Source organism: Emticicia aquatica, assembly GCF_923079645.1.
Taxonomy (GTDB): Bacteria; Bacteroidota; Bacteroidia; order Cytophagales; family Spirosomataceae; genus Emticicia; species Emticicia aquatica.
In genome coordinates, this window is sequence record NZ_CAKLPY010000001.1 from 519,120 (window position 1) to 538,302 (window position 19,183).

The 19,183-nt window shown below is 36.7% G+C and carries 14 protein-coding genes; 3 read left to right on the forward strand and 11 right to left on the reverse strand.

From position 1 onward, the window contains the following. Positions 1 to 29: 29 nt before the first annotated feature. Entirely contained in the window at positions 30 to 1,373 is a 1,344-nt protein-coding gene (locus MJQ71_RS02225) for a RagB/SusD family nutrient uptake outer membrane protein (protein ID WP_238804090.1), read from the forward strand. 68 nt (positions 1,374 to 1,441) lie between these two features. Here MJQ71_RS02225 and MJQ71_RS02230 read toward each other — a convergent pair whose 3' ends face one another. The 5 genes from MJQ71_RS02230 to MJQ71_RS02250 form a co-directional block, all read right to left on the reverse strand. After that, a complete protein-coding gene (locus tag MJQ71_RS02230) occupies positions 1,442 to 3,763 on the reverse strand; it encodes a glycoside hydrolase family 3 protein (RefSeq protein ID WP_238804091.1) in 2,322 nt (773 codons plus the stop codon). 39 nt (positions 3,764 to 3,802) lie between these two features. Further along, positions 3,803 to 4,999, reverse strand: a complete 1,197-nt coding sequence (locus tag MJQ71_RS02235; RefSeq protein WP_238804092.1) for an MFS transporter — start codon at positions 4,997 to 4,999, stop codon at positions 3,803 to 3,805. Between the two features lie 41 nt (positions 5,000 to 5,040). After that, on the reverse strand, positions 5,041 to 5,676 hold the full coding sequence (locus MJQ71_RS02240; RefSeq protein ID WP_238804093.1) for a hypothetical protein: 636 nt from the start codon (positions 5,674 to 5,676) through the stop codon (positions 5,041 to 5,043). Positions 5,677 to 5,700: 24 nt separating this feature from the next. Then, entirely contained in the window at positions 5,701 to 7,128 is a 1,428-nt protein-coding gene (locus MJQ71_RS02245) for a glycoside hydrolase family 1 protein (RefSeq protein ID WP_238804094.1), read from the reverse strand. 347 nt (positions 7,129 to 7,475) lie between these two features. Next, positions 7,476 to 11,111, reverse strand: a complete 3,636-nt coding sequence (locus MJQ71_RS02250) for an alpha-L-rhamnosidase (protein ID WP_238804095.1) — start codon at positions 11,109 to 11,111, stop codon at positions 7,476 to 7,478. A 49-nt stretch (positions 11,112 to 11,160) separates the two neighbouring features. Here MJQ71_RS02250 and MJQ71_RS02255 point away from each other — a divergent pair, with 49 nt between their 5' ends. Together MJQ71_RS02255 and MJQ71_RS02260 are read left to right on the forward strand one after the other, a co-directional pair. Beyond that, positions 11,161 to 11,346, forward strand: a complete 186-nt coding sequence (locus tag MJQ71_RS02255; RefSeq protein WP_238804096.1) for a hypothetical protein — start codon at positions 11,161 to 11,163, stop codon at positions 11,344 to 11,346. Positions 11,347 to 11,533: 187 nt separating this feature from the next. Beyond that, complete coding sequence (locus MJQ71_RS02260) at positions 11,534 to 11,926, forward strand: DoxX family protein (RefSeq protein WP_238804097.1); 393 nt, start codon at positions 11,534 to 11,536, stop codon at positions 11,924 to 11,926. 52 nt (positions 11,927 to 11,978) lie between these two features. On the opposite strand, the gene MJQ71_RS02265 is transcribed toward MJQ71_RS02260, so the two are convergent. From MJQ71_RS02265 to MJQ71_RS02290, 6 genes are all read right to left on the reverse strand, one after another. Further along, entirely contained in the window at positions 11,979 to 14,225 is a 2,247-nt protein-coding gene (locus MJQ71_RS02265) for a xanthine dehydrogenase family protein molybdopterin-binding subunit (RefSeq protein WP_238804098.1), read from the reverse strand. A gap of 20 nt (positions 14,226 to 14,245) precedes the next feature. After that, a complete protein-coding gene (locus MJQ71_RS02270; protein WP_238804099.1) occupies positions 14,246 to 14,701 on the reverse strand; it encodes a (2Fe-2S)-binding protein in 456 nt (151 codons plus the stop codon). 105 nt (positions 14,702 to 14,806) lie between these two features. After that, the gene (locus tag MJQ71_RS02275; protein WP_238804100.1) at positions 14,807 to 17,050 is read right to left on the reverse strand and encodes a xanthine dehydrogenase family protein molybdopterin-binding subunit; all 2,244 of its coding nucleotides are present in this window, start codon (positions 17,048 to 17,050) and stop codon (positions 14,807 to 14,809) included. Positions 17,051 to 17,223: 173 nt separating this feature from the next. Then, positions 17,224 to 18,075, reverse strand: coding sequence for an aldo/keto reductase (locus tag MJQ71_RS02280; RefSeq protein ID WP_238804101.1), 852 nt, complete (start codon positions 18,073 to 18,075; stop codon positions 17,224 to 17,226). 50 nt (positions 18,076 to 18,125) lie between these two features. After that, positions 18,126 to 18,566 carry a nuclear transport factor 2 family protein gene (locus tag MJQ71_RS02285; protein WP_238804102.1) on the reverse strand — a complete coding sequence of 147 codons (441 nt, stop codon included), beginning with the start codon at positions 18,564 to 18,566 and terminating at the stop codon, positions 18,126 to 18,128. A gap of 24 nt (positions 18,567 to 18,590) precedes the next feature. Continuing rightward, complete coding sequence (locus MJQ71_RS02290) at positions 18,591 to 19,043, reverse strand: nuclear transport factor 2 family protein (RefSeq protein WP_238804103.1); 453 nt, start codon at positions 19,041 to 19,043, stop codon at positions 18,591 to 18,593. Between the last annotated feature and the right edge of the window lie 140 nt (positions 19,044 to 19,183).

Below are 19,183 nucleotides of genomic sequence, written 5' to 3' on the forward strand. Positions count from 1 at the left end.
TATTAATTTACTTAAAGCAATTTGATAAAATGAATAAAAATATAAAAAATTGGCTATTTGTTGGAGCATCTGTTGCATTGATGACAGCGTGTGATAGCCGCTTAGATGTAAAACCAACACAATCAATTGAAGAATCAACGGCACTTGCTACTTCGCAAGATGTAGAGGTAACACTCGTTGGGGCTTATGACGGACTTGCTAGTAACAACCTTTATGGTGGTGCAATCCAATATTCTGGAGATTTATTAGGGGATGAAGCCGAAGTTCGTTTTGGCGGTACATTCTCTACTTTGGACGAATTATGGCGTAAAACTATGACAACCACGAATACTCAAACACAAGCATCGTGGTTACAGGCTTACAACGCTATTAATCGTGCAAATAATGTTTTGGCTTCGCTTGATAAAGTAGAAGCGAGCAAGAAAAGCAGTATCGAAGGAGAGGCTCGTTTTATTAGAGGCTTAATCTATTTTGATTTAGTAAGACTTTGGGCTAAAGCGTGGGGCGATGGTGATAATAACACAAATTTGGGTGTGCCTTTGGTTACAACTCCTACTCGTGTAGTTGGCCCTGAAGATAACCGTTCAAGAGCAACTGTTGCTGCGGTTTATACACAAATCTTAGAAGACTTAACAAAAGCAGAAAATTTGTTAGGAAATATTACAAATGCAGGTTTTGCTTCAAAAAATGCTGCTCAAGCAATTTTAGCAAGGGTATATTTGCAACAAGGTAATTATGCTGCTGCCCGTGATGCTGCTAATAAAGTAATTGCTAGCGATCAATTTGCCTTGACAGAATCTTTTGGTGAGGCTTTTGATGATGCAACAAATGATAGCGAAATTATTTTCAAAATTATTGTTACCGACCAAGATGGTTCAAATGATTTGAATACATTTTATGCTCCATCAACTTTTCAAGGGCGTGGAGATATTCGTATCCAAGCGAAACATCTTGCACTATACTCAGCAGGCGATACACGTGGTTCTTTCTTCGTAAAGGCTTCAAATAATAATTACACGGCAAAATTCTTAGACCAATACGGAGATGTGCCAGTAATTCGATTGGCTGAAGTATATTTGATTCGTGCAGAAGCTAACCAACGTTTGGGTACAAGTGTTGGTGCAAAGCCATTGGACGATGTTAATCTTATTCGTGGAAGAGCAGGTGCAAGTGCATTAGCATCGGCTGATTTGAATGCAATTTTAGCAGAACGCAAATTAGAATTAGCATTTGAAGGCCAACAAGTGCATGATGCCAAACGTCTTAAGAAAAATGTAGGTACATTAACATTTAGCGATAATAAATTGGTTATTCCGATTCCACAACGTGAAATTGATACCAATAAATCTTTAGTTCAAAATCCAGGATATTAATAATTGGATTGATAAAAAAAGCGGCAAGTCATAATGACTTGTCGCTTTTTTGGTTTTGAGAATAAAAGCTATTTTTTGAATTTTAAAACTCTTCCATCTTTAATAACTCCTTTCCAGTTCATGCCGAAGCCAAAATCGTAACTGTTTCCTGCCAAATCTTTGTAAACATTCATATCGAAAGGCACGTCTTCTGCTTGTTTTTCTACAGTTTTCATATCAATTGGCATTTGCATTGGCAAAAGTGCGGATGGTTCTGATTTTCCTGAAATAATTTCAAAAAGAACTTGGTCTTGTACGCCAAAATTAACCAGAATAGCAGAAGCATCTTTTTCAATTTCACCAAAAACCATTGGATTTGAAGTGGTTATTGATACAATTACGGGCTTGCCTTTCATCTTTGCTTTCGTTTCAACAACCAATTGAGCATCAGTAATATTAGCTGTTTTGGTTGATTTGTTTTTATAACCACGGTCAGTAAAGTTTTCTAGTGGGTCGCCACCAGCTATACTTTTTTCACGAGCTTCGGTTGCTGTATAATCATTGTATTGTAAACTGATTGGGAAATAACCATTGCCACCTTTTTTCAAATCTTCTTTATCATAACCAATTGTAGCAGTCGGATTTAGAATAAAAACAATAGAAAAATCAGCTTCATCAGGATTTTCGGTAACATTGAAATATTTTTTTACTAAGTCTAAATTAACTGGCAAATCAGTTGAAGCAGGCGTTTCCATACCTAAGAAATTACGACTTGCTGGACTGAAACGTTTAGGAATATAAACCGTCTTTTTTGTATTAATCGGTAAAGTATTGCTTTGATTTTTAAGCATTACTACCGATTTTAATTGTGTTTCGTAACCAATTTTCATGAATTCAGGCTTACCAACTATTGTTTTTGTTTCCTCTGGATTCAAATAAGGGTTTTCAAAAACACCTACTCGGAAGATATTTTTCAATAATCGTACTGCTGATAGTTCCATTCTGGCTCTCATTTTTGCTTCTCCAAATTGCTCAACACCTTTTTTATAGGCTGCAATGATTGGTTTAGCATCATTATTTCCTCCGAATTGGTCAACGCCAGCCATTAGAATTTTATAATGACGGTCTATTTCAGATAAATTTTCGGTTCCCCAAGGGCGTCCATCCAAAAATTGGTCAAGTACTTTGTGTTCTGATGTAATACCCCAATCGGTACAAACTACGCCATCATATTTGTATTTTGTCCGTAACAAGTCATTGATAATGTATTTATTGTAGCTGTTACCTACATTTTCGCCATTTTTTATATCCTGATTCCAAGAAATGGTATAATAAGGCATAACGGCAGATGCCATTTGTGTTTTGCCTTTTAATTTGAATGCACCTTGAATAAAAGGAATCATGTGAGCATTGAAATTTTTACCAGGATAAACCGCAAATTTACCTGAGCCAAAGTGTGCATCTCGTCCACCTTCACCAGAACCACCACCTGGCCAATGTTTTACCATTGCATTGACACTTCCAAAGCCCCAACCATTGGCAATTTCTTTTTTTCCGAGTGAAGTTTGAAAACCATCGCAATAAGCTTGACCCATAGCTGCCGAAAGTAAAGGACTTTCTCCAAAAGTACCGTTAAATCTCGCCCAACGTGGTTCGGTTGCAATATCAACTTGTGGCGAAAGGGCTGTTGTAATACCCAAAGCTCGGTATTCGGCAGCGGCAACTTGTCCAAATTTTTGAATCAAAGAAGGGTCGAAAGTGGCAGCCATTCCTAGCGAACTAGGCCACATTGAAATCTCTCCACCTGCAGCGGCATCATATTCGGCTTTTGATTTTGTTGCATGGCGTGGGTCTGTGCTATTATTGGCAGGAATCCCGAAACCGACGCTTTCACAAAAAGCTTGTAATTTATTGTTCCATTGAGCTGCAATTTCGGGTGTTTGAACTGTCGTAATCAATACATGGCGAAGATTATCTTCTTTAAGAAATTTTTTCTGCTGGTCGGTCAAATCACTTGGGTCAGTTTCTCCTGGCTTAAATGGTTTTCCATTGTATGTACCAGCAAAATAACCACCTGCTCTTGCTGGAATGGATTGGTGAGCAGAATAAAGCATCAAACCTGCAATTTCTTCAACACTAAGTTTAGTAGCCAAATCTTTGGCTCGTAAGTCGGCTGGTAACCGCCAATCCTCAAACTTATCAAGTTTACCGTTTTTATTCAAATCTTTGAAGGCAAATCCATTGATTGTTAGCAATTTAATGCCAGATATTGGTGAATAACCGAGGGTTTGACCTCCTTGATTTTCGACGAGATTAAAAGTTCCTTTAGGCGTTTCACTCCATTTTTTTTGGGCAAAAGCAAGCGTTCCTAAAAAATATAGAAAGCTAAATGCTATAAATGTTTTTTTCATTGTTTTAATTTATTTGTTCAAAACCTATTTTATATGAAATTATACTTTTTTGGGTGATTGAGTATGTAGTTTCGAGATAAAAAAAAGCCCAAAAACAGCCAAAGAAGCTGCAACCCAAAGAAAAGCCGAAGGGTCGATTTTATCAGAAAGAATACCAGCAATAGCTGGAATAAGTACACCTCCAACAATTTCGGCAATAGCAGTGATAAGACCGATTGCTTTGGCTTTTAAATGGTCAGGAACAGATTCAGAAGGCACAACAGCGGCTACAATAGGCAACAATCCCATCATGAAATAAGTAAGAAACATCGCTGGAAGATGAACTACCGTTCCTGCTAAATAATAAACTGCGAAAGGATAAAATATACCTATTATCATAAAAATATTTAATACTTTTTTACGTCCGATTTTATCTGAAAGTGCTGGAACAAAAATTGAAGACAAAAGCCCCGAAACACCCAAAAGTCCCATCGTTTTTCCCATTTCATCGGCTGACATACCTTGAGTATTAACAAAATAATTTGAAATAAAAGGCAAAGTGGCAAACCACCAACCAAAAACACAACAAGCTGCTCCAATGCCCCATTTAATATTATTGTATTGTAAAAGTTCTGTAAAATTAGTGGTTGATTGTTCTTTAGAAACTGTACTTTCTGCTGTTGATTTTTTTATAAATTTCCATGCTAATAAACCAAGCACTAAACCTGGAATACCAGCCACGAAAAAGGCATTTCTCCAACCGATATTTTCAGCAATTTGTACCAAAACTACAGGAGCTAATATTGACCCAAACAAAGCTGAACCAAAAGCTTGCAAGATACCTGCATTCAAACCCAATCGATTGGGAGAAGATTCTCTTTCAACGAAATTTTGAGCCAATGGAATGATAGGCCCTTCTGAGAAACCCATTACGAGTCTTGCAAAGAGCAAAGTAGCAAATGAAACAGCCCAACCAGATCCAACTGAGCAGAGTGAAAATGTAAAAACAGCGGCAATGAAAACCAATTTTTTTCTATTATTAGTTTCAGCCCAAGCAGTTGAAAAATAGCTCGAAAATGCCCAAGCTAATGATAATGCACCTGCCAAAAGCCCGATTTGGGTATTATTTAAGTTTAAATCTTTGGCTACGTAAGGCATCAAAAAATTGAGTGCTAAACGGTCGAAAAATAAACAGCCGAATGTGAGTGCCATAAGTAGCACGATGCCATTTTCGTAGGTGAAAAATCCTTTTTTCATGTTTGATTAGGTTTAGGGTTATGGTTGATTATAAAGGAGGTTTAGTTAGCTGTTTTATATTGTAATACACCGTCAATTCTCTTCACACTCAAATCCATGAAAGGATTATATTTTGTGTTTTTTACAACTTTATATAGGTCAAATAGTTGAGGTAAAAACAAGCCCCAATTGCTTATTTCTGTACCTGCATGTTTTGCCCAAATCATTCCTTGTTCGTGATTTTCAGATTTTTTCCAACCAAAAGCGTTAGATTTTCCAATCACACCTACTGAATTAGAATTTTGTACATCACTTTGCCACTGATGTATTCGATAGCCAAGGGGCTCTTTCACATGCAAGCTTCCTTCGCCAAAACCCAAGCCCGCCACAATGATACAATGGTCATATTCGATATATTGCTTTATGGCATCGGGAACTGAATTAAAATCTTCAAAGCGAATATACAAATTTTGTCGTTTTCCGTCCGACCATGTTTGTGGAGCAATATGAACTGCTCCAATTAAATTTCCGTGTTTGGGTGGAATTACCCATTGCAGCGGTTCATGTTCTTCTGGATGCCAAAGTAAAAATCCTTTTTCCATATTTGACCAAAACCAATCTATCATTTCTGGGGAAACGTTTTTATGTTGCCAGTCGAGGTGCGTACCATTTTGGTCTTGACTTATGCTATATTGCATTATTATCTTATTCTTGAGTTAGAATTACAGGCCTTTATTTGCTTGGATTATCTGCTGATATTCATAATAACTTAGCTTTGGCGTGCGTTCTTGTGTTGCAAAATCGACATAAATTAATCCTAAACGTTTAGTATAACCAGCTACCCATTCAAAATTATCCCAACCACTCCAAACTACATATCCATTCAAATTTGCTCCTTCTTTTTTTGCTTTTAATGCCCATTCCACATGGCGTTTGATGTAGTCTGCACGCATCGGGTCATTGATTTTATTATCGACTTTTACATCCTCAGAAACATAACCAGTGCCATTTTCGGTGATAAAAACCTTCGGATTTCCATATTGGTTTTTTAAACGCATCAATATTTTGTACAAATATTCAGGTCTTACTGGCCCTATATTCGATTTCACAGCATCAGGATTATTGTCCAACCATTTTAATGACATCGGTGTATCTTCGCCTTTTACGATGGAAGGAGCATAAAAGTTTACGCCTAAAAAATCAGGTTTATTAGCTGCAATAAATGCCATATCTTGTGCAGTTGCTTTGAAACTTGGATTATATTTTTTGAGCGAATCTAATGCTATTTTTGGATATTTTCCTTTGTAAAGTGGGTCTAAAAAAAGGTCATTTATCAAAATATCTTGAAACTTTGCCGCTTTTACATCGGCTGATTTTTTTTCATCCCAAGGAGCAGCTGGATTTAGATTTAGGACTATTCCAATTTCACCATTAAGTTTCAAATCGTGGTAAAACTTTATAACAGTTGCATTTGTCATCATTTGTCGATGTGCTTTTTGCATCTGACTCATATAATATTCTTTTGCAGGTAATTTGTTTTCCTGAGCATTTAGCATATTTTCTACAAGAAAAAACTCAATATAAGGTTCATTAAAAGTGATAAACTTCTTCACTTTATGTCCATATCGCTTGATAACAGTTGTGGCATAATGAATGTACCAGTTTGCCATTTCAGGATTACCCCAACCACTTTTTTGTAATAATACAGCAGGATAATCGAAATGGTAAATTGTAACCAATGGTTCGATACCCGCAGCCAATAAATCGTCTATCAGTACATCATAATGTTTGAGAGCTACTTCATTAACAGCACCAGTTCCATCAGGAATAATGCGACTCCAATCTAATGAAAAGCGGTAAGCATTTATACCTAATTCTTTCATTAACTGAATATCCTTGAGGTATTGCGTACGGTCGTACATATTAATAGAAACATTGCCAGTTTGTTTTTCGCCAATCGTAAATTGAGTTATTCCTACTTTATTAGTCAGAAAATCCCATTTGGATTCTCCTTTGCCATCAGTCTGATATGCACCCTCAACTTGATAAGCAGCCGTTGCAACACCCCACAAAAATGGTTGTTTCTTTTGTTGTGCCATTAGTGTTTGTAAGAAACACAGCGAAACGAAGGTTAAAATGAAGTTTTTCATTGTTTTTCTAGAAAATATTTACTATTGAATATTGATAGTCATTTAACAGTAAATAGAGGCAACTTTCAAAGCTGTCTCCGTTTACTGTTATAATGAACTAGAAAATATAATTTAAAGTCAAAAACACTCTTTTGTTAAAGTGTATTCTGATGAATCTTGGAAAGCAAATTTCAGATTAATTTCATTAACTTATGAATCAAAAAAAAGCCAATTTGATTCAAAATCAATCATTGTGAATTTGCTATTTTATTTAGTACAAATTATTCTAAAAGTTTTAATTGATTTAAGTAGAAAATAAAAGGCAAGCCATCAAATATTTGATAGCCAGCCTTTTTTGAATATGGTTGTTATTTTACTTCAAAGCTATATTCACCCGAAGCCAAAGTCATTTTTACTTGACCATCTTCAAGCAAAATATTACTTATACCATTAGTAGGCGTAAGTGTTTTGCCATTTTCTTTGACTTGAACAATGGTTTTTGCTGGCAAATATAATGTAGCCATAGTATTGGCAGGAATTGTAGTTTTATAAATCAACTTTGCACCTTCATAACGCCATTCACTTGCTATTTTTCCATAAACCGACTCGTAGAATCCTTTTGCCCAAGTCATCACTTTGTCGGGGTCAGGAGTAGGTTTTAAGATAAAATGTTTGAAAGCGGCTTTTTCGGGACTTCTTTGAATGCCCAAAGAATAATTATACATCCATGATGAAACTGCCCCAAAAGAATAATGATTGAACGAATTCATACTATTATTTCCACCAAAGCCATTTTCAACAGTATAAGAGTTGAGGCGTTCCCAAATTGAAGTTGCTCCATTAACTACCGAATATAACCACGAAGGGTAACTTTTTTGTTGTAAAAGTCGGTAAGCATTCGCATGATTGCCATTTTGAGAAAGTGCGTCCGAAATAGAAGCTGTACCAATAAAACCAGTCATTAATGAATATTCTGGTCGTTCAACACCTTCATCGTCTTTGTTTTTTCGTAAAATAGTTTCATTCAAATTTTTAATCGCAAAAGGCTTATTTTCTTCATTAAATAAACCCAAAGCCAATGGAATAGCGTAAGAAGCCTGTGTGTCAATCAATTGGCCTTTATCCGTTTTAACTGCTACTTGACGTTCACTTGGAGGACCCATTCGAGCTGCAACAATGCCTGATTTGATGGTTTTGTGCGTTGTTTTATCAACGTAAACTTCGTTAAAAGTTTTCTTAATTTCAGCGTATTTTGCTTTGAAAGCGGCTGCATCTTCGGTTTTATTTAGAAGCGAGGCAACTTTGTTCATAATTTCCAAATCATAAGCAAAATAGGACATCCAAAATAAAGTATTATCATTTTTATTGCCTTCTGGACTCAACCAATCGCCCAAAGGTCCTTCGTTCAAAATACCATTTGTTTTATCAATTTTAGTTTCTAAAAATGCAATGTATCGTTTCATAGCATCATAATGTTCTTTCAATAACTGCAAATCTCCGTATTGTTGATAGGTTTCCCACGCCACCACAATACCCGCACTTCCCCAAAGTGTACCACCGAAACCACCACCCATCGGAGCCACATCGGTAAATCTACCACTTTCGGCTTGAACATCTCTCATGCCCAAAAGGTGTCTTCTAAGAAACAAATCAGCATTGGTAAGATAAGTTGCTGATTTTGAAAAAACCGAAATATCACCACTCCAACCCATGCGTTCGTTACGAGCAGGAGTATCGGTTGGAATAGAAAGAAAATTACTTCGCAACGACCAAGTGATATTGCTCCAAAGTTTATTAACCAAATCATTTGATGTTTCGTAGGCCGAACTTAATTCTGTTACCGAACTGATAACTAATCCTTTCACATCAGATGTCGGAATAGCCTCGTCGATTCCTGTAATTTCCAAATAGCGATAGCCATGAAAAGTAAATCGTGGTTGAATCGTTTCGTCGCCACCTTTCAAAATATAAATATCTTGTGTGAGAGCCGCTCTGATATTTTCAATCATAATCATGCCTACATTGGCACTATATTCTTTCAAATCAGGATATTTTACTTCGGCATAACGCATCGTAATTACTTGACCTTTTTTGCCATTTTTAATGAATATTTGAGGCACACCAACCATATTTTGAGCCATATCATACACAAAAACTTTTGGACGTACTTCTTCAACTTTTTGGGCAATCATTGTTTTTACGATGGTGGCATTGTTGCCCATTTGACCAATGATTTTGAAGTCTTTGTAATCTAAAGTCGATTTTCTGCCCATAAAATCTGTGAAAGTTCCTTGATACGATGTGCCTTCCAATGGTACTTCAACAGCGGCTTTCCAGGTGTTTTGATTATATTCGGCAGTTGCCCAACCTTTAATTAAGTCCTCTTTGGTAGCATCATAAACTTCACCTTGAAAATAACTGCCATATCGAATCGGACCATCATTGAAAAACTTCCAGTCCGTAGGGTTCGATGTGATAACTTGCTCTGAATCATCAGAATACGTAATGACCAATTTACTCAAAAGTGATTGTCTGTCGCCAAAATAATTCCAACTTTCACCGCTATACGTTATGTTTCCACTCCACCATCCTTCACTCAGCCAAGCTCCAATGGCATTTTTTTCGCCCCTTTTCAATGCACCAGTTACATCGTAAGTCTGATACATGTGATTTTTATTGTATTGCGTTAAACCTGGGTTGAAATAGTCATTACTCACCCGTGTACCGTTGAGATACATTTCATAAATGCCTCTAGCAGTAACGTATAAACGAGCATTTTTGATTGGTTTTGCTTGAGTTGAAAAAGTTGTTCGGAGCATTGGGGCAGCATTTTTGCTCGGATTTGCTAAAATTAATGCTCCGCCTTTGATTGAATAACTACCGTTTTCAATGGTTAATTTATCTGATTTGAAAATGCCTGAATAATTATTATTAGATAATTTTTCAGTAAATAAGGTATTGGATGGAAAACGAAAATTTTTGATTACTACATCCGAAAAATAAGCAATTTGGTTATTGTTTGTTTGAAAACCAATGTCAGCGAGCATTGGAAAACTGATAAAATTATTGCCACTACCAACTGGATTTAGATTGAATCCACGAGGTGCAAATGGTGAAGTATTGCTTTCAGTTTTTTCTTTAAGTTTGTTTTCGGCTTTATTTCCGTCAACAAAAACCTCAAATATGCCAAAATTACATTCTACAAAAAAAAGATGTTTTTCGAACTTATTTGCTTGATTAATGAGCGTTTTTGAAATTTCAAGGCTTTTGATTGGAGTTTCTTTGCTATCATTTTTATCATAGCCTACGCGATAAATATTTAATTTTGCAACGCCATCGTTAGCGTCAGAAACGTTTGAAATATCCAGTTCAAATGCCACATAACTTTGGTTGGTTGTATTTTCTACTCCTTGAATATTCAAATCTTTATCTAATAAACGATAATCGTTTCCGCCAAAAACAAAAGCAGCTTTGGTTGAGTTGGAGGCTTTGTCGAGCTGGATGCCATATTGAAATTTATAAACAGATAAATAATGCGAATAAAAAACCAAGTCATCATCACCGCCACCAATCCACTTTGCACCTGACCAAGCTGATAAATCGGGATTTGGATTCATTAAACCTGTTTCAAACCAAGAAGTACTTGACGTAACATTTTTGGTATTATCCCAAACGATTACTTCCCAAGTATAACGAGTAGTTGCTTTTAGTGGAATTCCTGCGTATTCGATGCCGTGTGAAAGATCGGAATTTACTTTTTTTGAATCCCAAAAGATTTGATTTTTAGCGTCAGTAACGATTATTTCATAGGCAATTTGGGAGTATCCTCGTTTGGCATCGGATGCAATCATTTGCCAACTAAAATGAGGATTTGTGATATCAATTCCCAATGGTTTTTCCTGATAATCTACTTTCAGATTTTCGAGAGAAATATTGGCAAATACATTGCTAATGATTGAGAATAGCAGCAAAAATGTAGGCCAGAATCTTTTGTGACTAAGCATTGATTTTTTAGGTAAAGGTTAAATATGAATCCATAAAGATAGTAATCCTATGTTAAGAAACCTTCCTGTACAATCTTGTCTTTGGAAAATCTTATTTTTGAAACGGTATCTCTATGTATTAATTACAAAATGGTTTAATTTAGGGTTGTTGCAAATTTTTAAAAATTTGATTAGTATGACTGCGAACAAAATTGCCGATGGTAGCATCAAATGGTATCATCAAAAAGGAGCTTAATGATTAAAATATATAACTTTTTGAGAGAATAATTAAAAAATATCTATGTGGAGGAAATGTAGGTTTTGTAAATTTTAAGAGAGGAACATTGTTTTTTTGATAGTTCTAATATGAAAAACCGCTTATTTTTTGCAATTTTCAACTGTAAAAGCAAAATTCATAAAATATTCATCTAAACCTAAATACTATGGAAAATCAATCTATTTCAAAAGGTCGTTTGTACACTTCGTATGGTCTACAAGGTATCTTATCAGTTATGTTTCTTATGGGAGCCGCCAACAATCTTTTACAAACTGAAATGGCAGTAAAAGGAGCTACCGATTTTGGCTATCCAGAATCTTCGGTCTTATACCTTGGTATCATTTTATTGGTTTTTGTATTACTATTTGCTTACCCTAAAACCAGCATTTTAGGTGCATCATTGCTAACTGCGTGGATGGGTGGAGCAGTTGCTACCCATGTTATTCACAAAGATTCTTTAGGAATGATTTCAGCTCCAATTGTATTTGGTATTTTGATATGGGTAAGTATTTGGTTGCGAGATGACCAATTACAAGGACTGTTTCCGACGAAAAAGTAATATTTGGAGAATTAAAATCGAGAACCATTTTCGGTTCTCGATTTTTTTAAACTTATGATTTAGGCTGTTCGGACATAAATGGCTGATTATAATACCTTTTACCAGTAGTTTTAAATAAAGCATTAGCAACCGCCCCAAAAACTGGTGGAAATGGTGGTTCGCCAAGTCCAGTAGGGTCGATGTCATTTTCTACGAAATGAACATCAATTTTTTGTGGAGCTTCGTTATGACGAATCATTCGATAATTATGGAAGTTATTTTGCTCGGCTGCACCATCTTTGTGCGTTAAAGCTCCATAAAACGACTGGCCGATTCCATCAACTACTGCACCTTGCACCATATTTCGGGCCGCATCTGGGTTTACAACTACACCACAATCAACTGCTGAAGTTACTGATTCTACATACGGTTGTCCGTCTCTCATAACCATATCAACTACATGACCAGCATAAGAAGCATGGCAGAAATAAGCTGCTACGCCACGTTTTTTGCCAGCATTTTCTGGTTTTCCCCAACCAGATTTTTCTTTCAACAATTCTAAAACGCCAATATATCTACTTGCATCATAATCGTTGTTTTTTCCAACTGGATTTTCTTTAGCTCTTTTCAACAAATCAAGACGGAAGGCTATTGGGTCTTTACCCATTGCTTCGGCAACTTCGTCCAAAAACGATTGCTCTGCTGCTGCATTGAAGTTTGAACGTGGAGCTCTAAAAGCACCGATTGTAATGTTTGATGGAATTTCCCAACCATCGGCTAAATAATTATCAACTGCACCCGCAGGGAAACGATTGGCATGAACAGGGTTTTCTGGAATACCGCCACCAGTTACATGAAAGCCAATCAGATTTTTGTTGGCATCGAGAGCCGCTCGGTAAGTTGCAGTATACATTGGGCGATAAATCCCGTAAGTCATATCGTCTTCACGGGTATAAATCAATTTTACAGGAGCTTTGAGTTTTTGTGAGATACGAGCAGCCTCATAGACATACGACCCATAAGCTCTACGACCAAAACCACCACCCATGCGGGTCATTTGAATTTCGATTTTATCAGCAGGAAGATTCAATAATTTTGCAAGCGTTGGTTCCATCCAACCTGGTGCTTGCAATGGTCCAGCCACTAAGGCTTTGTCATCTTGCACGTGAGCAAAAAAATTCATTGGCTCCATTGTATTATGTGCCAAAAATGGAGCATTATATGTACGTTCGATAATCTGAGTAGCGTTTTTGAAAGCTGATTCTGGGTCACCGTCTTTTCTTAATTGTGTGGCTGGTTTTTTAGCATATTCAGCCATCATTTCAAATTGGCGACTAGTTGTTTCTAATCTACCAGGAACAGTTATTTCTCTTTTTCCACCTCTACCGTTCATCGTATCTTTTACGTCGCCAGCAGCTTCCCATTGTATGTTAAGTTTCTTTCGAGCATTCATTACTTCCCAAGTAGAATTACCGACAACAGCAATCATTTCATTGAAAGCACGTGTATCGAAACCACCTTGCTCGAAACCATCATCGTAGAGTTTGAAGCTAAAAATATCTTTAATTCCAGACATTTTTTTTGCTTCGGTGGCATCAAAAGATTTTAATTTCATGCCAAATGCAGGTGGATGCTGAATCATGGCAATCAACATACCGTCAACACGATAATCCATTCCAAAAAGTGGCTTGCCCGTAACAACTTTTACTCCTTCTGTATTTTTCTTTGAATTTCTTACAATCGAAAAATCTTTAGGAGCTTTCAATTTTACATCTTTTGGAACTGCGATGGTAGCAGCTTTGGCAGCCATTTCACCATATCTAGCCGATTTTCCGCTTGAATGAGATAAAATACCCGCTTTTGTTGTGATTTCAGATGTAGGAACGCCCCAAGTTTGTGCTGCTGCTTCGATGAGCATTTGACGAGCCGCTGCCCCAGCATTTCTCAAAGGCTTCCAGTACATTCTTACTGAATTACTTCCACCTGTAAATTGTGGGCCATATTTCACATTATCGTGCGTACCCATTTCTACCACCACATTTTTCCAGTCGCAATCCAATTCTTCTGCCACCATCATTGGTAGAGAAGTCATTACATTTTGTCCAAATTCTGGGTTTGGAACTAAAATTTTAATTACATTATCAGGTGTAATTTTGATATAGGCTGTCAATTCAGACCATTGTTCAGGAAAGCTTAATTGGGCTACTTTCTCAGCAGCTTTTGCTTCCGAAAACCAACTGAAACTTAGCAACATTCCGCCACCTGCCAAAGCCGAAGATTTCAGGAATGAGCGTCTATTATATGTTTTTGTATTTTCCATTTTTCAAGCTTTTTAGAAGATTACTTTTTAGCCGCCGTTTTGATAGCTTCTTTAATTCTTAGATAAGTCCCACAGCGGCAAATATTGCCACTCATGTAAGCATCAATTTCTTCATCGGTCGGATTTGGATTGCTTTTGAGTAAAGCTGATGCAGACATGATTTGTCCTGATTGACAATAGCCACATTGAGCCACATCGTGTTCGAGCCATGCTTTCTGCACTGGGTGGTCAGCTTTTGCTGAAAGTCCTTCGATTGTTGTAATACTTGATTTTCCAACTGCTGAAACGGGTAAACTGCAAGAACGCACCGCATTTCCATCAAGATGAACTGTACATGCACCACACATAGCCATTCCGCAGCCAAATTTGGTTCCTGGCAAATTGAGGTGGTCGCGTAAAACCCAAAGAATGGGCGTTGATGGGTCAACATCTATTTGTTGCGTTTTCCCATTGATTTTTAAAGAATATTTTGCCATAGTATTGTATTTACTTCATTTAAAATTTAACAAAAATATATAAATAAATCAGTAAAAAATAATGCTTTTCAAATGAAAACTTACGAAAATCAAACAATTTGTCAACTACAAACTTTCGCCAAAAGGCTGATTGTAAAGACGTTTACCAGTTGCTTTATAAAGTGCATTCGCCAAAGCTGCATAAACTGGCGGATAAGCTGGCTCGCCCATACCAGTTGGGTCAATGGTATTTTCTACAAAATGTATTTCTATCTGTTTTGGTGCTTCGTTGTGGCGAATCATGCGATAATTGTGGAAATTATTGACATCTGGAACGCCCTTTGTGAAAGACATTTTGCCGTACATGGCTGCTCCAAGTGCATCAACAATGCCTCCTTCTGCCATGTTTTTGGCGGCTGTTGGATTTACAACGATGCCACAATCTATGGCACACCAAACTTTGTTGATGATTGGCGAGCCTTCTTTCATTTCCAAGTCAAGTATATGGGCCGCATACGAATCATGGCAGAAATAGGCAGAAAAACCCAATTTTTTGCTCGTTTTAATGCTTTCCCAATTTGATTTTTCTTTGACCAATTCCAGCACTTTTGCAAAGCGTTCTGGTTCATAATCATTGTTTTTACCGACTGGATTTTCTTTGGCACGTTTCAGTAAATCTAATCTGAAAGTGATTGGGTCTTTGCCTACGGCTTCAGCAATTTCATCAAGAAAAGATTGCTCGGCGGCAGCCATAAAATTTGAATGTGGGGCTCTATATGAGCCAACGGTTATGTTGGTGTCAATCATAAAATCTTCTGCCAAATAATTATCAATTGCTCCTGCTGGGAAGCGATTTGCCGCCAATGGCGACTGTGGCATTCCGCCCACTTTTACATGAAAACCTATCAGATTATTATTGACATCGAGTGCAGCACGATATTTTGCTGAATATGAAGGACGATAAATTCCTGCTGTCATATCGTCTTCACGGGTATAAATGAGTTTTACGGGTGCTTTTACTTTTTGCGAAACCAAAGCCGCCTCAATCAACCAATGAGCATAAGAACGACGACCAAAACCACCACCCAAACGTGTCATTTTTATATCAATTTTCTCCAGAGGCATTCCCAAACGAGCCGAAAGAGCTTGTTCGGTAAATTCGGGTTTTTGGAGTGGACCTGAAAGTTCGGCTTTTTCATCGGTCACATGAGCAAAGAAATTCATGGGTTCCATGCAATTATGAGCCAAAAACGGCACATTGTAGGTACGCTCAATAACTTTTGTTGCATTTTTGAAAGCCGTTTCAATATCGCCATCTTTTCGGCGAACGGTGCCACCTTGAGCCATTCGTTCTGCAAATTTGGTGGCATGGTCGGCCGAATTTTCTAAACCTGCAGGTATGTTTAGCACAGTTTTTCGACCCATCATATTTCTATTTTCAGCATAAGCCTCTGCTTCTTGCCAGTCTATTTTTAAGGCTTTTTTAGCTTGCATTACTTCCCAAGTGCTGTTGCCCACAATCGCAACCACTTCATTAAATTGGTTGGTGTCAAAAAACGTTCTTTCGTAGCCATCGTTGAATATTTTTATATGAAAAACATCTTTAATACCTTTCATTTTTTTGATGGCTGCATCGTTTTGTATTGCCTTAAATTTCAATCCCATTGCAGGCGGATGCACAATCATGGCTATCAACATTCCTTCTTTTCGGGTATCAATTCCAAAGAGAGGTTTGCCAGTTACTATTTTCTCTAAATCAACATTGCGTTTGCTTTTTCCTATGATTTTGAAATCCTTGACGTTTTTCAGTTTTACGTCTTTCGGAACAGGAATCTGTGCTGCGGCGGTTGCCATATCGCCATATTTGGCTGATTTCCCAGAGTTTTTATGGTACAAAACACCCAATTCGGTGCTTATTTCTTCAACAGGTACATTCCATGTTTTGGCAGCGGCTTCACGTAGCATTTGGCGTGCGGTTGCACCTGCTGTGCGAAGGCTTTGCCAACCTTGATGAATCGCTTGACTGCCTCCGATAAATTGTCGAGTAAAATGTTTGGTATCTAAATCTGCTTGTTCAATGATAATTTTAGAAAAATCAACATCCAATTCTTCTGCCACAATCATCGGCATCGAGGTTTTCACACCTTGTCCACCTTCGGGATTGGGCGACATGATTTTAATGATATTATCAGCCGTAATTTTTACAAAACCATTTATTTCGTTGAAATCGAGAGGTAAATTAGTAATTTGGGTGGCTTCAAGCGGCTTTCCAAGCGGCTTGAAACTTGACAAAAAACTAATACCAAGCATAAATCCTCCGCCCGAAAGAGCTGATGCTTTTAGAAATGAACGACGGCTTTGGGTCTGCATATTTTTTGATTTTGAAATCAAATTTACAATTAATTATTCAATCAATTTCATTGATACATAACAAATAAGTAATCTACTTATAATCAACGATTTAATAAAGAAAAACAACTCATTTTTTACTCATTACCAATTTCCACATAAACAAATATAGCCATAAATGGTTTTCGTTTGGTTTAATTATTTACCCATCCATATTCACTCATCCATTTTACAATAGCTGGGTCACGGTGGCTAAAAAGCAAACTTTGCTTGGTATCTAAAATTTGGATAGCCTGCATATCTTCATCAGATAGCTTAAAATCAAAAATATTAATATTTTCAAGCATCCTTTCTTTATGTGCTGACTTAGGAATGGCAACCACGCCTCTTTGTGTCAACCAACGCAAGATAACTTGTGCAACTGTTTTATTATACTTTATAGCAATAGCTGAAAGGACTTCATTGGTAAAAACACCATTCATTCCTTCGGCAAATGGCCCCCAAGCTTGAATTTGTACATTATTGTCTTGTAAAAACTGATGGGTTTCGTGCTGCTGATGAAATGGGTGAGTTTCGATTTGATTAACTGCTGGCGTAAAACTACTATTAACAATTAAGTCCATCAATCTATCAGGTAAAAAGTTACAAACTCCAATTGCTCTAATTTTTCCTGCATTGTATAGCTCCTGCATCGCACGCCAAGAGCCGAATATATCGCCAAAGGGTTGGTGAATTAAATACAGGTCAATATAATCAAGTTGTAGAGCATCAATAGATTTTTGAAAAGCAGCCATTGTCTTTTCGTAACCCGCTTCTTTACTCCCAAATTTGGTTGTTATAAACAATTCTTCACGAGGGATACCACTTTTTTTAATCGCATTTCCAACTGCTTGCTCGTTTCCATAAAGTTCAGCGGTATCAAATAAACGATAACCTGCTTCAATTGCATTGATAACGGCTTCCTCACATTCTTCACCCATCAACATCATAACGCCAAACCCCAGAATTGGCATTTCAACGCCGTTGTTTAATATTACTTTTTCCATTATTTTATGCCACTATTTTTAATTTTATATTCTTTCAGATTGTCAATTATTTAGTTTGGTCCCATTAGTTTTGAAAATGAAAGTGAACCCATTTTCCATTCATTTCCAACCTTAACATAAACTTCTGTAACCATAAATGGATTACTCACTTCAGTATTGGCAACAACTGCAAAAAGTGTAATTCTATTTAATAAAATAACCGTATTTTCGATAATTATTGGCGTGAAAACCTCGTGAATATCGGCTTTTTTGTAGTGAATGAAACCTGTTTTAATAATTTCTAACTCACGTTCTTTGCCCCAAGAGCCGCCCATGTGAACAAACATTGATTGGTCGTCGAACAGTTTTCCGAGTTTATCTACATCTTTATCTGCCATCCATTGCCATTTATCTTTTGAAAGGGTTTTGATTTCTTCGGCAACCGTATTTTGGGCAAAAGTATTCATTGAAAATAAAATAAAAGTTAAGATTCCAAAAATTGATTTTTTCATTTTTGTATTATTAAAAAGGTATAATTATTTCTTTATCTGATGCGTATCTCTCACGCTACTGAAAGTCAAAGCCAGCATTTTCCAATCTTTCTTTTGTTTTTGATAGACTTCTGTTACTGTAAATTCAGTTTTGGCTTCATTACCTCTTACCATAGCTATGAGTGTAATTCTGTTCCAAACGATAGCAGTTTTCCCAGAAACTTCTATTGCCGAATCATGCACTTTTGCTTCTTTGTACCAAATGCTTCCAGTTTTGATAATTTCGAGTTCTTCGTCAGTTTTCCATGTGCCGCTCATGTGAACAAACTTAGCTTTGGCATCAAATAAATCTTTGAGTTTATCTACGTTTTTATCTGCCATCCATTGCCATTTATCTTTGGATAATTGCAAAACGGTTTCTGCATCTTTTGATGATTGAGCAAAAGCTGAAATAGAACAAATAAGAAATAAAGCTAAAATTTTGATGTTTGTTTTCATTTTTAGTAATGTTTTTGTTTTATTGAAGCACAAATTTCGATGAACTTTCTTGCTTTGATAGTATAAAAATTACTGCTTTTTCTACCATTTTTACTGTTATGAAAAAAGACTACCAAAGAACTATTAAATTTGTTTCGAGA

Bases quoted from the DNA above. Each gene is read 5' to 3' on its own strand.
- MJQ71_RS02240 (WP_238804093.1), bottom strand. From the start codon at position 5,676: ATGCAATATAGCATAAGTCAAGACCAAAATGGTACGCACCTCGACTGG.
- MJQ71_RS02245 (WP_238804094.1), bottom strand. From the start codon at position 7,128: ATGAAAAACTTCATTTTAACCTTCGTTTCGCTGTGTTTCTTACAAACA.
- MJQ71_RS02265 (WP_238804098.1), bottom strand. From the start codon at position 14,225: ATGGAAAATACAAAAACATATAATAGACGCTCATTCCTGAAATCTTCG.
- MJQ71_RS02255 (WP_238804096.1), top strand. From the start codon at position 11,161: ATGTTAAGAAACCTTCCTGTACAATCTTGTCTTTGGAAAATCTTATTT.
- MJQ71_RS02225 (WP_238804090.1), top strand. From the start codon at position 30: ATGAATAAAAATATAAAAAATTGGCTATTTGTTGGAGCATCTGTTGCA.
- MJQ71_RS02275 (WP_238804100.1), bottom strand. From the start codon at position 17,050: ATGCAGACCCAAAGCCGTCGTTCATTTCTAAAAGCATCAGCTCTTTCG.
- MJQ71_RS02270 (WP_238804099.1), bottom strand. From the start codon at position 14,701: ATGGCAAAATATTCTTTAAAAATCAATGGGAAAACGCAACAAATAGAT.
- MJQ71_RS02235 (WP_238804092.1), bottom strand. From the start codon at position 4,999: ATGAAAAAAGGATTTTTCACCTACGAAAATGGCATCGTGCTACTTATG.
- MJQ71_RS02285 (WP_238804102.1), bottom strand. From the start codon at position 18,566: ATGAAAAAATCAATTTTTGGAATCTTAACTTTTATTTTATTTTCAATG.
- MJQ71_RS02280 (WP_238804101.1), bottom strand. From the start codon at position 18,075: ATGGAAAAAGTAATATTAAACAACGGCGTTGAAATGCCAATTCTGGGG.
- MJQ71_RS02260 (WP_238804097.1), top strand. From the start codon at position 11,534: ATGGAAAATCAATCTATTTCAAAAGGTCGTTTGTACACTTCGTATGGT.
- MJQ71_RS02230 (WP_238804091.1), bottom strand. From the start codon at position 3,763: ATGAAAAAAACATTTATAGCATTTAGCTTTCTATATTTTTTAGGAACG.
- MJQ71_RS02290 (WP_238804103.1), bottom strand. From the start codon at position 19,043: ATGAAAACAAACATCAAAATTTTAGCTTTATTTCTTATTTGTTCTATT.
- MJQ71_RS02250 (WP_238804095.1), bottom strand. From the start codon at position 11,111: ATGCTTAGTCACAAAAGATTCTGGCCTACATTTTTGCTGCTATTCTCA.